The sequence below is a fragment of the Cytophaga sp. genome, from assembly GCF_051961495.1.
Classification (GTDB): domain Bacteria; phylum Bacteroidota; class Bacteroidia; order Cytophagales; family Cytophagaceae; genus Cytophaga.
This window is the reverse complement of sequence record NZ_JBQCDF010000042.1, coordinates 1-14,945: the sequence shown is the minus strand read 5'-3', so window position 1 is coordinate 14,945 and position 14,945 is coordinate 1. Positions and strand designations below refer to the sequence as shown.

The 14,945-nt window shown below is 40.9% G+C and carries 10 protein-coding genes; 6 read left to right on the top strand and 4 right to left on the bottom strand.

What is annotated here, in order from left to right:
* The 5 genes from ACTHJT_RS02205 to ACTHJT_RS02185 form a co-directional block, all read left to right on the top strand.
* The coding region (locus ACTHJT_RS02205; protein ID WP_440236071.1) for a MutS-related protein at nt 1–564 on the top strand (564 nt) is incomplete at its 5' end.
* A 112-nt stretch (nt 565–676) separates the two neighbouring features.
* Complete coding sequence (locus ACTHJT_RS02200) at nt 677–1,336, top strand: ABC transporter ATP-binding protein (RefSeq protein ID WP_440236069.1); 660 nt, start codon at nt 677–679, stop codon at nt 1,334–1,336.
* A 14-nt stretch (nt 1,337–1,350) separates the two neighbouring features.
* The gene (locus ACTHJT_RS02195) at nt 1,351–3,255 is read left to right on the top strand and encodes a RecQ family ATP-dependent DNA helicase (protein WP_440236067.1); all 1,905 of its coding nucleotides are present in this window, start codon (nt 1,351–1,353) and stop codon (nt 3,253–3,255) included.
* A gap of 396 nt (nt 3,256–3,651) precedes the next feature.
* A complete protein-coding gene (locus ACTHJT_RS02190; RefSeq protein ID WP_440236065.1) occupies nt 3,652–4,584 on the top strand; it encodes a D-2-hydroxyacid dehydrogenase in 933 nt (310 codons plus the stop codon).
* A 5-nt stretch (nt 4,585–4,589) separates the two neighbouring features.
* Nucleotides 4,590–4,928: a hypothetical protein gene (locus tag ACTHJT_RS02185; protein ID WP_440236063.1), complete on the top strand. Its 339-nt coding sequence runs from the start codon at nt 4,590–4,592 to the stop codon at nt 4,926–4,928.
* 144 nt (nt 4,929–5,072) lie between these two features.
* Here ACTHJT_RS02185 and ACTHJT_RS02180 read toward each other — a convergent pair whose 3' ends face one another.
* Both ACTHJT_RS02180 and ACTHJT_RS02175 read right to left on the bottom strand, forming a co-directional pair.
* Nucleotides 5,073–6,260 carry a phosphoglycerate kinase gene (locus ACTHJT_RS02180; RefSeq protein WP_440236061.1) on the bottom strand — a complete coding sequence of 396 codons (1,188 nt, stop codon included), beginning with the start codon at nt 6,258–6,260 and terminating at the stop codon, nt 5,073–5,075.
* Nucleotides 6,261–6,375: 115 nt separating this feature from the next.
* Complete coding sequence (locus ACTHJT_RS02175) at nt 6,376–6,723, bottom strand: 4Fe-4S dicluster domain-containing protein (protein WP_440236059.1); 348 nt, start codon at nt 6,721–6,723, stop codon at nt 6,376–6,378.
* Nucleotides 6,724–6,816: 93 nt separating this feature from the next.
* Between ACTHJT_RS02175 and ACTHJT_RS02170 the strand changes: the two genes are divergently transcribed.
* The gene (locus ACTHJT_RS02170) at nt 6,817–7,833 is read left to right on the top strand and encodes an acyl-CoA reductase (protein WP_440236057.1); all 1,017 of its coding nucleotides are present in this window, start codon (nt 6,817–6,819) and stop codon (nt 7,831–7,833) included.
* 62 nt (nt 7,834–7,895) lie between these two features.
* Here the strand turns inward: ACTHJT_RS02170 and ACTHJT_RS02165 are convergent, their stop codons facing one another.
* On the bottom strand, nt 7,896–14,549 hold the full coding sequence (locus tag ACTHJT_RS02165) for a gliding motility-associated C-terminal domain-containing protein (protein WP_440236055.1): 6,654 nt from the start codon (nt 14,547–14,549) through the stop codon (nt 7,896–7,898).
* A gap of 83 nt (nt 14,550–14,632) precedes the next feature.
* Nucleotides 14,633–14,945 (bottom strand): hypothetical protein (locus ACTHJT_RS02160; RefSeq protein WP_440236053.1); only part of this gene is annotated, 313 nt, incomplete at its 5' end.

The following is a 14,945-nucleotide window of genomic DNA, read 5'->3' as shown; positions in this document are numbered from 1 at the left end:
AAAAGAGTTTGTAATACAATTGCTTTCCGGGATGGGAATTTTGTGATCCTGACCGGGTCAAATATGTCCGGAAAAAGCACCTTCCTCAGGACATTGGGAGTGAATATGGTGCTGGCAGGGGCAGGTGCTCCTGTATGCGCCTCTACAGCAGATATACATCCACTCCCTGTGATTGTATCAATGCGTCTGTCGGATTCATTAGCCGATAGCGAATCCTATTTCTTTGCGGAAGTGAAGCGTTTAAAGCAGCTGGTACAGACCCTGGATCAGCGCAGATGTTTTGTATTGCTGGATGAGATCTTACGTGGTACAAACTCAGATGATAAGCGCAGTGGTACCATTGAGTTTATTAAAAAGGTTGTTGAAAAACAGGGGATAGGTATTATTGCCACACATGATCTTGAAGTCTGCGGCACATCAGATCAGTATCCCGGCAAGCTTTTCAATAAATGCTTTGAAGTAGAGATTATCAACGATGAACTGATTTTTGATTACAAACTCCGTGAGGGAATCTGTAAAAATAAAAGCGCTACATTTTTAATGAAAAAGCTGGGCATAATCTAGGATACACTGTTCCCTAATAGAAGCTGTTGATTGTTATCGTGTAATTCATAACTTATAACCCATAATTTATAATTACATTTCACTATCTTTATCTATTCAATAAATAATCGTTATGCAAGAGATTCTTAAGGCCGGTAACGTTCACAAGAAATATGGTAATGTTGAAGTATTAAAAGGTATTGATTTTACAGTTCAGCAAGGCGAAGTAGTTTCTATTGTAGGTGCTTCCGGTGCGGGCAAAAGTACCTTGCTGCATATTCTTGGAAGCCTTGATCGGGCAGATACAGGTTGGGTTAAGATTAATGATGAGGAGATTTCTTCCATGAATGATAAAACTTTATCAGCTTTCCGGAATCAGTATATAGGTTTTATTTTTCAGTTTCATAATTTATTGCCGGAATTTACCGCTGTTGAAAACGTATTGCTGCCAGCCATGATCGGTAAGCGCAACATCAAAGAAGCAGAAGCACGGGCGAAAGAACTATTGAGTTTTCTTGGTTTGTCACACCGCTTTACACATTATCCCAATCAGTTGTCGGGTGGTGAGCAGCAGCGTGTGGCTGTAGCCCGGGCATTGATTAATGATCCGCTGATTGTTTTTGCAGATGAGCCAAGTGGTAATTTAGATACACACAATGCAGAAGAATTGCATCAGTTGTTTTTTGATCTGCGGAAATCCTATAACCAGACGTTTGTTATTGTTACACACAATGAAAAGCTTGCTGACCTGTCAGACCGTAAGGTAGTCATGCAGGATGGTGTAATTATCTAAATGACCGGTCGGGTATGAGCACTTCTTTACATGAAATTCTCAAAACCTATTGGGGGCATTCAGTCTTTCGTCCGCTCCAGGAAGACATTATCAATTCTATTTTAGACGGAAACGATACGGTTGCACTACTGCCAACCGGCGGAGGTAAATCCATTTGTTACCAGGTACCCGCAATGGCACGCGAAGGACTCGTATTGGTCGTGAGTCCGTTGATTGCATTGATGAAAGATCAGGTGGAGCAACTGCGCAGAAGAGGTATTATTGCTGTTGCCATTCATTCAGGCATGCGCAAAACAGAGATTGACATTGCGCTGGATAATTGTGTGTATGGTTCCGTTAAGCTGTTATATGTTTCTCCCGAACGTTTAAAATCAGATTTATTCAAAGAACGCGTGCAGAAGATGAACATCATCTGCATCGCGATAGATGAAGCTCATTGTATATCGGAATGGGGGCACGATTTCAGGCCCGCGTACAGGGAAATTGTATCCATACGGACATTGCTTCCTGAAGTGCCGGTGATTGCCTTAACAGCTACGGCCAATGAAATGGTATTGAACGATATCATGGAACAGCTTGCCTTGAATGATCCGCAGCTGTTTACACAAAGCTTCACCCGCAAGAACTTATCGTATTCGTGCTTATATGAAGAAAGCAAAGAAAAACGATTGGTTTCCATGCTGCAGAAAATACCAGGTGTTTGTATTGTGTATGCAAATACACGCGCACGTGTGGTGCGTATTGCAGAGTTTTTAAATAAGCAGCGGATCCCGGCAGAGTTTTATCACGGTGGCTTGGATCATAAGCAACGCAACCTCAGGCAGGATGCGTTCATGAAAAATACAGTGCGTGTAATGGTTGCGACCAATGCCTTTGGTATGGGCGTTGATAAACCCGATGTACGTTTGGTTGTCCATATGGATGTTCCGGATTCACTGGAAGGTTATTTTCAGGAAGCAGGCAGGGCAGGAAGAGATGGTAATAAAGCGTTTGCGGTGTTATTGCATACCCAGAAAGATGAAGATGAACTACTGGCTAAAATTCCGGTGGCGCATCCTTCTCCGGAAACCATACGAAGAATGTATCAATCGCTGGCCAATTACTACCAGCTGGCTGTAGGCAGTGGTTACATGGAAAGTTATCCCTTTGACCTGGATGAATTCTGCAGGAAATACAATCATAACAAGCTGGAAGTTTTCTATTCACTGAAACGAATGGAGCAGCACGGTATTATACAATTGAGTGAAGCATTTTACAATCCACCTAAGTTAAAGGTAATTGTTGATCACGATCAGTTATATGATGCCCGTTTAAAAATGCCTAAACACGATGAATTTATCAAACAACTCCTGCGAATGTTTGGAGGGGAAGTGTATACAATTTACCGTGAATTTTCTTTTTCAGCGTTGGCGAAGGCTACATTGACACCAGAGTCTGAGATTATCAGTAAGATCAAATTTCTGGCGCAAAACGGTATTATTGATTTTATTGATGCCAGCGATGTGCCGCAGCTGACTTTCTTATTACCACGACAGGATGCTCCCAAACTGCAGTTGGATCTGCAATGGCTGGAAGATCGCAAAGATCATGACTTAGAAAGTGTAGAGAACATGATTGGCTTTCTCCATACAGAAGAATGCCGGGCAAAATATGTACTTGAGTATTTTGGTGAATATAATTCGCAGCCATGCGGTATCTGCGACAGATGCATACGCAATAACCGTAATAAAGAATATTACGATCATGCAGCCATGGTTGTACAACAGACGCTGCAAACAAAAAATATTCCGATTGAAGAGTTGGAAAAAGAATTTGTAGGATTGGATAAAAATATTGTACTTGAGATTATCCGTACACTGATGGATAAATCAAAAGTGAAGATTGACGATACCGGAAAATATTTCTGGATAAAAAAATGATATGAGATATTTAGTGTTTTTTTTAACCGGCATTGTATTATTTTTTTTAGGAATTCTTTCATTGAAAGAATTCGCTGAAATACCCGTGGATTATGGCAATATGCACATGCTCTTTCATTGGTTGGTCTTTGGCTTGGTCACAGCATCTATACCTAAGCTTTCTGGTTTTATCATAAAAGCGGATGCGCTTCGCTTCATTGTGTTGACTATTGGGTTCAGCTTCTTGATAACAGGGTTGTTGATCTATGTGCTTTGGCATGAGGTAAACCGCTCGGAATATGAAATAAATTTTTTATATGTAAACGTATTTTACTTTATTGGTATTTTGCTGACGTTATCTTTTATAAAAAGATTTCGTTCGTGAAATGTGATTATTGATCTTTAACCTGATTCACTATGAACATTGTATTCCTTGATGCCCTCACAATGGGTGATATGCCTGAACTGGAGAGTTTCCATGCATTGGGTGCTTATACGCAATATGCTGAAACTAGTCTGGATGAAAGATTGGAGCGTTGCTTGCCAGCAGATATTATCGTTACAAACAAAGTAAAGATTGATGCAGTACTGATGGAGAAACTGCCGAAGCTGAAGTTGATCTGCGTGGCCGCAACAGGTACAAATAATATCGATCTTGATAAAGCTGCTGCTTTGAATATTCCGGTGAAGAATGTAAAAGGATACTCCACAAACAGCGTGGCCCAGCTAACCTTTGGCTTTATTATTGAACTGTTCAATCGGATCACGTTTTATGATACCTATGTGAAAGAAGAAATGTATTCTTCCCAAAAGCTCTTCACGCATATTGGTCCGGGTTTGGAAGAAATTGCAGGCAAGACAATCGGTATTATTGGAATGGGAGATATAGGCAAAGCTGTAGCTAAGATTGCAACGGCCTTCAACATGCAGGTGCAATATTATTCTACCAGTGGAAAAAATACAGATGCGGGCTATGCATGCGTGTCATTAGACACACTTTTAAAGACTTCTGACGTAGTTAGTATTCATGCGCCATTCAACGCACAGACCAGTCAGCTGATTGGTGCAAAGCAGCTGGCGATGATGAAGCCTGAAGCCATCCTGATCAATGTAGGCAGAGGAGGGATTGTTGTTGAAACGGATCTCGTTGAAGCATTACAGGAAAAGAAAATTCATGCAGCAGCCCTTGATGTATTTGAGCAGGAACCATTACCACTTCATTCTCCTTTATTGCAATTACAGGATCATGGTCAGCTTATCCTGACCCCACACATCGCCTGGGCAAGCAGGCAGGCGCGTATTACATTGCTGCAGGGAATTCAGAATAATATCAAACAATTTGTTTCATAAAGGTTATGTTTAAAAGTAAAAAGCTGGCCCCGGCACGGGTTTATTTATGGCGAACATTTGTTTCCTTTATCATTTCGTTTGCCTTCCTGGCGCTCTCGTTAGGCTTTGGAATATGGGGGTATCATCATTATGCAGGTTTGCCCCTTATTGATTCATTATTGAATGCAAGCATGATCCTTACAGGCATGGGCCCCATTGATCCTATGACAACGGATGCGGCCAAGCTTTTTGCTTCCTTTTATTCTATTTATAGCGGTGTAGCATTCCTAACATCAATAGGGGTGTTCATTGCGCCCACATTACATCGTTTGCTGCACAAGTTTCATATTGAAGACACGGAATGAGTACGGAGTACAAAGTATTGAGTACATAGTACATAGTACAAATTTAGTACAGTACCACACATATTAAAGTAAAAGAGAAAGGCTTCAGATACTATCTGAAGCCTTTCTCTTTTATACTCTGTACTAAGTACTCTATACTTTGTACTATTTCTCTAAAGCTGCAACACCTGGAAGCGTTTTGCCTTCGAAGTATTCAAGTAATGCTCCACCACCTGTAGAAACATAAGATACATCGTTACCAAAACCAAGGTTATTGATTGCCGCAGCAGAGTCACCACCACCAATTAGAGAGTAACCACCTTTTTGCGTAGCTTCTTTAACTGCTTTAGCAATAGCGATTGTACCTGTAGCAAAGTTTGCGAATTCAAATACTCCCATTGGTCCGTTCCATAAAACTGTTTTAGAACCAGCAACTACTTCGCTGAATAACTTAACGGTTTCAGGGCCGATATCTAGACCTTCCCAGCCGTCAGGTATTTCGCCTGTTTTCACAGTCTGACGTTTTGCATCATTGCTGAAATCATCTGCAATAATGTTGTCTAAAGGTAAGTATAACTTCACGCCTTTTGTTTTTGCTTTTTCAAGCAGAGAAAGTGCGAGGTCTAATTTATCCGGTTCGTTGATTGACTTACCGATTTTGCCACCTAATGCTTTTGTGAATGTATATGACATACCCCCACCGATGATCAGGTTGTCTACTTTATCCAGTAAGTTTTCAATAACAAGAATTTTATCTGAGATTTTAGAACCACCCATTACAGCTGTTCTTGGTTTTTCACCGCTTGTCAATAATTTATTTGCATTATCAAGCTCAGCCTGCATTACATAACCGCAAACTTTATCTTTGAAGAATTGGCCGATCACAGCTGTTGAAGCATGTGCTCTGTGTGCAGTACCGAATGCATCATTCACCCATACATCTCCTAAAACAGAAAGTTTTTTTGCAAACTCAACATCACCTTTTTCTTCTTCAGGATAGAAACGTAGGTTTTCAAGTAATAAAACCTGACCTGGCTTCAATGCTGCTGCTTTTGCTTTTGCATCTGCACCGATGCAGTCATCGGCAAACAATATTTCCTGACCAAACATTTTGCTTAGGTAAGGGATAATATGCTTTAAAGAATATTTTTCTTCCGGTCCACCTTTTGGTCTACCTAAATGCGACATCAAAATTGCTGAACCACCATCTTTCAATACTTTAGAAACAGTAGGCAATACTGCTTTTAATCTTGTATCATCTGTAATTTCAAAACTCTTGTTAAGAGGTACGTTAAAATCAACGCGTATCAGGGCTTTTTTACCTGAAAAGTTAAAACTGTCTACTGTTTTCATGGTGGTTTTTTAAAATTATCTCAATTCTGCTCCTAAAATAGTAATACCTTTTAAAATAAAAAAGACGACAAATTGCCGCCTTTTCTGTACTTATGATTAATGCTTGATAATGAGCTTATTCTCCATGTAGCCAAGCCTTCTTAGCTGTTAATTCTTCAACAGTTTCAACATTATCCGGATCGTCTACACAGCAATCTACCGGACAAACAGCAGCACATTGAGGTTCTTCATGGAAACCAGTACATTCAGTACACTTGTTCGGAACAATATAGTAGAACTCGTTTGATACAGGTTCCATGGGATCTTTAGCATCAATCGTGCTGCCATCTTCCATTTGGATTTCTGTTAAACTAGTACCTCCTGCATAGTTCCATTCAACTCCACCTTCGTATATCGCTGTATTCGGACATTCAGGTTCGCATGCACCGCAATTAATGCATTCGTCAGTAATTATTATAGCCATATTCTCTATTCGTAGTAATTGGTTTACAAAATTAGATACAAAATCCTTAGGTTCAAATTATATTTGCATATAATACACTAACAAAAAAAACAGATGAAAGGTTTATACACAGATTTACAGACATTTGCTCATCTGCATAACTATTTGCAAAAGATTGATTCAGAAGAATTAAATGACTGGATATACAGGGCAGAGGCAAATAATCCATGGTTTACGGCTGGAAATGTAAAATCTGCATTAACAGGAATTATTGAACTTCTGGAACCTGAGCGTCTGAAAAGCTTCTTTTCGAACTATAAAATTTCTGCTACTCCAAAGAAAATAGGAGTGATTATGGCTGGGAATATTCCGGCGGTTGGTTTTCATGATTTTTTATGTGTACTGCTTTCAGGTAATATTCTATATGCAAAATTGAGCGCAGAAGATAATGTGCTTCTAAAAAAAATTGCACAGATCCTTATTGATTATAATGCTTCTTATCAGGAACGGATTTTTTTCGTGGATCAATTAAAAAATATGGATGCCTACATTGCAACTGGCAGCGATAATACAGCTAAGCATTTTGAATATTATTTCCGGAATACTCCCAATATCATCCGCAAAAACAGAACATCTGTAGCAGTTATCCATGGGAATGAAACAACGGAAGAATTAATTGCATTAGGTGAAGATGTGTTTCAGTATTTCGGCTTAGGTTGCAGGAATGTATCTCATGTGTATTTACCTGCCGGCTATTCTCCTGTAACCATCCTGAGTGCCTGGGAAGGAAAGTTTAATACAATTCGTAATCACCATAAATTTTTGAACAATTACGAATACAACAAAGCTGTTCTATTGATTGACCAGGTACATCATTTCGACTCAGGTTATATTTTATTGAAAGAGTCAGAATCCATATTTTCTCATATCGCTACCTTGACTTATTCATTTTATTATGCACAGGAAGAATTGGCTCAACTGCTTCAAAAAAATAATGAACAACTGCAATGTGTAGTAAGCGCCAGACAAAATCCATTCTATAACAGTTTCAGCTTTGGCGCAGCACAGCATCCTGCTATCACTGATTTTGCTGATGGAGTAGATACCATGGCTTTTCTGACAACATTGTAATGTATAAATAAAAGAAAAAATCCCCGGTAAGAATTACCGGGGATTTTTTCTTTTAAATTCTGCTAGCGTATAACATCGACCCAGCCTTTATGCCTGTCTCCGTTTGGCAATGTCAGCTCATAATAGTAAACACCGTCACTGTCTTCGTCGGCATCCCATGAGTTGTCGTAGTTATCACTGCTGTATACCTGGTTACCCCATCTGTTTACAATTTTTAATTCACTGCCCACAGGTAAAGCCATAATTTCAAAACGATCGTTTTTACCATCCTTGTTTGGTGTAATCAAATTCGGAATAAAGAACTGAACATGAATTACGATATCAAACGTACTTACACAGCTATTGGTATCCTGAACATAAATCGTATGATTTCCTTTGTGTAAGTAGCTTAAGTAAATAGAATCATGAAGTACAGGAGTATATGTAATATTATCTGTACTCCACGCATAACCCGGAGTACCGCCTGTAATATGATGCAGCAACACAGCACCTGTGTTATTGTAACGATCAGCTTCCTGTGTCTCGATAGTAGCAGTAATAGCCTGCGGCTCAGTAATTGTTATTTTTAACGCCGACAGTGTATCATAAAGAGCAGTTGTTTTATTGTATACATAAAAGCTGTCAATATCATAGGTGCAAGCCTGATCTGTTATCTGTAAACTGTAAGAACCGGCTTTCAGGTTTGAATAAACCGTTGTTGATCCAACATCAATTCCATTGAAGTTATACTGGAATAAAGGCACACCTCCGGATAACGAGTCGATCACAACAAAACCATTTCCACCGCTGTTACATGTTGGTTGCTCAATTCTGATATAAGGTACTGGCGCAGTTTTCGTATCTATAGTCGCATCTTTTGTATAAGAACATTGGTTATCGCTTACACGCAAATGATAAACGCCTGCACCAAGATTGGTGAATAAAGAAGTTGATACATATGTTTGTCCGTCATTAATACTATACTTATAAGGTGGAGTACCGCCTGTAACATTAGTAATTTCTATACTTCCATCTGGCTTGTTGCACGAAGATGGTGTTGGTATAGCTGTATATATGATCGGTTCAGGTTCATTTACTTTAAACAGGTAGTTTATTGAACAACCGAGATTGTCAGTAATAAGCATTGAGTGCTGACCGGATGCTAGTCCGGTAAAGATAGACGTAGAGTTGGTCGTGCCATTCAATGTATATGTATATGGACTGGCACCACCGGTTACATTAGATAGCTTAACTGAACCATTGATATCGCCAGGGCATTTATTATCAACGATTGTTGCTACAATGGCAGCAGTATCAATTCCTACAGGCTGTGTTAATGTTGCATTTGTAGTTGCAGTACAACCTTTGGCATCCGTAACTTTTATTGTATAACTACCAGCTTTTAATGTGGCAAATAAACTGTCAGTCTGAGAAGATCCAGGAGGTGTAATGGTAAACAGATAGCTGCCATTTCCGCCATTTGTCGTTACTGTAATGGAGCCATTATTGCCACCGGCACATGGATTCACATTTACGGTACTCTTGATAGCTAGCGTTAAAGGAGAAGGTTCTGTTAATGTGAATGGATAGCTGGACTTGCAGGAAGTACCATCATCAATAATAATAGTATAGGAACCAGCTGCAAGATTCGTAAATACATTGGATGACTGGAAGGTAGTTCCGTCGATCGAATAAGTATATCCGGCTGAAGAACCTGATACAGTTACTGTTATTTCTCCGTCAGCATTTCCATTGCAGCTTACAGGTTTAGTAACATCTATGCTTGCAACGATTTTGATTGTTGCGATAGATACCACAATAGGGTTACTTAAACATCCATTAATATCTTTTAATACTACATTTACAGTGGTATCTACAATAATGCTGGCAACCGGAAAGGATGGTGATGCCTGGAATGTTATTCCACCATCAAATGAATATGCGTTAGCATCAGGAGTAAATGCAGGATCGATAGCAGCTGTTACGGTAGTTCCTTGTCCGGAACAAACAGCAGCAGGACTTGCAGTAGCTGTACCTGTTACAACAGGAGCATCGATGATCGTAATGCTCAATGAGTCTTTACAATTTTTGCTGTCTGTAACAATTACTTTATAAACACCTGCAGTCAGATTTGCCACATCTTCTGTTGTGCTGCCATTTGACCATTGATAAGCATATGGTGCAATACCTCCGGTTACTGTAATATCGATTGACCCGGAAGTGGGATTGGTACAGCTGATGTCAGTATGGTTGGTAGGTACAATTGATATTGGTGCCGGTGTGTTAATGGTAACACTTGTATTCGCAGAACAGTTTTTTGAATCTGTTACAGTGACAGTATAAGTTCCTGCATCCAAATTTGAGAATAAACTATCTGTCTGGCTTATACCTGTTGGGTTAAGTGTAAAGATATTACTTCCGTTACCACCATTTGTTGTAACCTGGATTGATCCATTGTTTCCGCCCGTACAAGGATTCACGTCGGTGCTTGTTTTAATTCCAATGGTTAAGGCTGCCGGTTCGGTTAATGTGATGGACACACTCGATTTACAGGCTGTACCATCATCTATAACAACAGTATATGCTCCAGCGGGTAAGTTTGAGAAAACACCCGAAGACTGGAAAGCAGAGCCATTGATTGAATATGTATAACCTGAAGAGTTTCCTGAAACAGTAACGGTAATTTCACCTTGAGCGCCTCCGTGGCAGGTTATTGGATTGGTTATGGCTATTGTTGCCCCATTAATCTTGGTAGTAGTAATTGCTACCGGAAGATCATTGCTTAAACAGCCATTAATGTCTTTTAAAAGTACATGAATAATTGTATCGCCTGCGATTGAAGGAGTCGTAAATGTTGGACTGTTTTGGAATGTTGTACCGCCGTTGAATGAGTATGGATTAGGAGCAGGCGTATAGGCAGGATCGATCGCAGCGGTTACAGTACTGATATCTCCTGAACAAATAGTTGTTGGATTAGCAGTTGCCGTTCCGGTGATGGCAATCCCGTCTGTTATGATAAAGCTTATCGGAGCACTTATACAGTTGTTATTGTCTGTAATAACAACTGTATAAGTACCTGCAGGTACATTCATCAAATCTTTGCTTGTACTTCCGTCAGACCATGCATATGATTTATAAGGAGCTGTACCGCCGCCTGGAGTTAAAACGATGCTGCCACCGGTTACGCCTTTACATGAAGGAGAAGTAGGTACACCAGTTGCAGTAATAGCAGCAGGGGCAGGATTGATGGTTGCCGAAGCAGAGCCATTACAGCCACCGTTATCCTTAAAAGTCACTGTATATGTTCCAGCAGTCAATCCGGAAATATTTTGCGTGGTAGCCCCGTTGCTCCAAACAAAATTACTGTAAGGAGCTGTTCCGCCGGTCGGGGTTAAGGTGATACTTCCTGTACCACCGTTACAGGTGATTTGTATAGGGGTAGCTGTAGCTGTAACAGCAGCAGGTGCCGGATTGATTGTTGCTGAAGCCGAACCAGTACAGCCTTTGCTGTCTTTAAATGTTACCGTATATGTTCCCGGAGCTAATCCGGAAATATTTTGAGTGGTGGCGCCATTGCTCCAAAGATAGTTGCTGTAAGGTGCAGTACCACCTGCCGGGGTTAATGTAATGCTTCCTGTGCCGCTGCTACATGAAATCTGGGTAGGAGTAGCTGTTGCTGTAACAGCAGCAGGTGCCGGATTGATTGTTGCTGAAGCCGAACCAGTACAGCCTTTGCTATCTTTAAATGTTACTATATATGTTCCCGGGGCTAATCCGGAAATATTTTGAGTGGTAGCACCATTGCTCCAGATATAGTTACTGTAAGGAGCTGTACCACCCGAAGGTGTCAATGCAATGCTTCCATTATTGGCACCATTACAGGTAATTTGAGTAGGAGTAGCCGTAGCTATTACAACAGCCGGTGCCGGGTTAATTGTAGCGGAAGCTGTTCCTGTACAACCATTGTTATCTTTGAATGTAACGGTGTAGGTACCTGCTGTTAATCCGGAAATATTTTGAGTGGTGGCGCCATTGCTCCAAAGATAGTTGCTGTATGGTGCAGTTCCACCTGAAGGTGTTAATGTAATGCTTCCAGTTCCACCATTACAAGTGATCTGAGTAGGAATAGCTGTTGCTGTTACAGCAGTCGGGCCTGGATTGATCGTGGCCGAAGCTGATCCTGAGCAGCCGTTATTATCTTTGAACGTTACTGTATAGGTGCCGGCAGCTAAACCAGAAATGTTTTGGGTCGTTGCTCCGTTGCTCCAGATATAATTACTATATGGTGCAGTTCCACCGGCAGGAGTTAGAGTAATACTTCCTGTCCCGCTATTACAAGTAATCTGAGTAGGAGTAGCAGTTGCTGTTATAGCAGCCGGAGCCGGGTTTATCGTTGCCGAAGCTGACCCGGTACAACCTTTGCTATCTTTGAATGTAACGGTGTAGGTGCCTGCTGTTAATCCGGAAATATTTTGAGTGGTGGCACCATTGCTCCATACAAAATTACTATATGGTGGAGTTCCACCTGAAGGAGTTAATGTAATGTTTCCTGTTCCCCCATTACAACTGATCTGAGTAGGAGTAGCAGTTGCTGTTATAGCTGCCGGAGCCGGATTTATTGTAGCAGAAGCTGTTCCTGTACAACCATTATTATCTTTGAATGTAACAGTATAGGTTCCAGCAGCGAGTCCTGAAATGTTTTGAGTAATTGCTCCATTGCTCCAGATATAATTACTATATGGTGCAGTTCCACCAGAAGGTGTTAATGTAATACTTCCAGTTCCACCATTACAGGTAATTTGTGTAGGAGTAGCAGTTGCTGTCACAGCAGGCGGAGCTGGATTAATGGTTGCCGAAGCGGATCCGCTACAGCCATTATTATCTTTAAATGTAACTGTATAGGTCCCGGCAGCTAGCCCGGAAATATTTTGGGTTGTTGCACCATTGCTCCAAACAAAATTACCGTAAGGAGCTGTTCCGCCGGCAGGTGTTAAGGTAATACTTCCAGTTCCACCATTACAGGTAATCTGTGTAGGGGTAGCAGTTGCCGTTACAGCAGCCGGTGCCGGATTAACAGTTGCTGAAGCCGATCCGCTACAACCATTGTTATCCTTGAAAACTACGGTATAGGTTCCGGCAGCTAAACCTGAAATGTTTTGAGTGGTAGCGCCATTGCTCCATAGAAAGCTGTTGTAAGGAGCAGTTCCTCCGGATAATGTTAATGAAATACTACCGTTGGAAGCACCGTTGCAGGTAATTTGTGTAACCGTCGGAGTTGCTGTTATTGTAGCAGGTGCTGCATTAATTGTTGCAGAGGCCGACCCGGTACAACCTTTACTGTCTTTAAAGCTAACCGTATAGGTGCCTGCAGATAAGCCTGAAATGTTTTGAGTCGTAGCACCATTGCTCCATAAGAAATTACTGTAAGGAGGAGTTCCACCAGCGGGAGTTAATGCAATACTTCCTGTACCGCCGTTACAGGCTATTTGAGTAGGTGTGGCTGTTGCTGTAATAGCAGTAGGAGCCGGATTAATCGTTGCCGAAGCTGATCCAGTACAACCTTTACTGTCTTTGAATGTTACCGTATAGCTTCCTGCTGTTAAGCCCGAGATATTTTGTGTGGTGGCACCGTTGCTCCAAACAAAATTGCTATAAGGAGCCGTTCCGCCTGCCGGAGTTAATGTAATACTTCCCGTACCACCATTGCATACTATTTGTGTAGGTGTAGCAGTTGCTGTTACAGCAGCTGGTGCCGGATTAATCGTTGCTGAAGCTGATCCGTTACATCCATTATTATCCTTAAATGTTACAGTATAAGTTCCTGCAACTAAGCCAGAAATATTTTGCGTTGTAGCGCCATTACTCCAAACAAAGTTGCTGTAAGGAGCAGTACCACCAGAAATGGTAAGGGTAATAGCTCCGTCATTCGCCCCGTTACATGAGATCTGTGTAGGATTTGCGGTAGCATTGATTACTGCAGGTGCCGGATTAACCGTTGCTGAAGCAGAACCGGTACAGCCTTTACTGTCTTTGAATGTTACAGTATAAGTCCCGGCAACTAAGCCTGAAATATTTTGCGTTGTAGCACCATTGCTCCAAACAAAATTACTATAGGGCGCTGTACCTCCAGCTGGGGTTAATGTAATACTGCCATTGTTTGCACCATTACATGTAATTTGGCTTACAGCAGCTGTTGCAGTTAAAGGAGCAGGCTCTGTAACAGTGAAGGTTTGGGATGTGGTACAATTGTTACCATCAATGATCGTAAGCGTATAGGTGCCGGCTGTTAACCCTGAAATATCTTCAGTAGTTGCTCCATTGCTCCATGAATAGGTATAGGGCATAGTGGGGCCTCCCGTTACAGTTGCATCAATTGCGCCGTTATTACCTCCATTACAACTCACGTTTGTGATGGAAGCAGTGGATATAGTTAGAGGGGGAGGTTCCGTTAAAGTAATGGACTGGCTACAGAAAGCAAAGTTCCCTCCGCCAATTGGGACCTGGATAACTAAAAAGTAATTATTATCTGCTGGTAAATTGGAAAATGTATAATTGTTAATTGGATAATTATTAACGATGATCGGATCAAGTACAACACTATAAAGTGAATAGGTGTAAAGAGGAGTTGATCCTCCGGATATAGTTACAGCGATGCTACCGCTCTTGTCTCCGTTACAACGTAAATTTTGTGTAGTCACACTCATCGAAACCGATGGTGAACTGCACATTTGTGCCATTGCATTTCTTGAATCTATTAGTAAATAGCTAACAAGAAAGATACAAAATACTCTTATTAATATATGATTGAAAGATTTCAAAACTAATTTTTTCTTAATGTGATTGTTTTACTTCTATAGGCATTGTCTCTTCCACTCACTACAATCATATAATCTCCGGCAGCCAGATTGTTTATGGTTAACTCTCCAGGAACCTGATATTCTTTCAGAGGCATATTGGTTGAATACACCAGGATCTTATAAGGGGCTTTTCCTTCAGTAATTTTTAGTTCAATAGAACCGTTATTTAAATTTGGCAGCGGATCTACGCTTTTAACATCAAAATCAATGGTTCCGGCAATAATTGACGGAGCATTATGCACATTTACAGATGTGTTTTCCAGAGATGATGAAGTT

Excerpts from the sequence above, each read along its gene's own strand:
- ACTHJT_RS02170 (WP_440236057.1), top strand. The coding sequence starts at position 6,817 with ATGAAAGGTTTATACACAGATTTACAGACATTTGCTCATCTGCATAAC.
- ACTHJT_RS02190 (WP_440236065.1), top strand. The coding sequence starts at position 3,652 with ATGAACATTGTATTCCTTGATGCCCTCACAATGGGTGATATGCCTGAA.
- ACTHJT_RS02175 (WP_440236059.1), bottom strand. The coding sequence starts at position 6,723 with ATGGCTATAATAATTACTGACGAATGCATTAATTGCGGTGCATGCGAA.
- ACTHJT_RS02180 (WP_440236061.1), bottom strand. The coding sequence starts at position 6,260 with ATGAAAACAGTAGACAGTTTTAACTTTTCAGGTAAAAAAGCCCTGATA.
- ACTHJT_RS02185 (WP_440236063.1), top strand. The coding sequence starts at position 4,590 with ATGTTTAAAAGTAAAAAGCTGGCCCCGGCACGGGTTTATTTATGGCGA.
- ACTHJT_RS02165 (WP_440236055.1), bottom strand. The coding sequence starts at position 14,549 with ATGGCACAAATGTGCAGTTCACCATCGGTTTCGATGAGTGTGACTACA.
- ACTHJT_RS02200 (WP_440236069.1), top strand. The coding sequence starts at position 677 with ATGCAAGAGATTCTTAAGGCCGGTAACGTTCACAAGAAATATGGTAAT.
- ACTHJT_RS02195 (WP_440236067.1), top strand. The coding sequence starts at position 1,351 with ATGAGCACTTCTTTACATGAAATTCTCAAAACCTATTGGGGGCATTCA.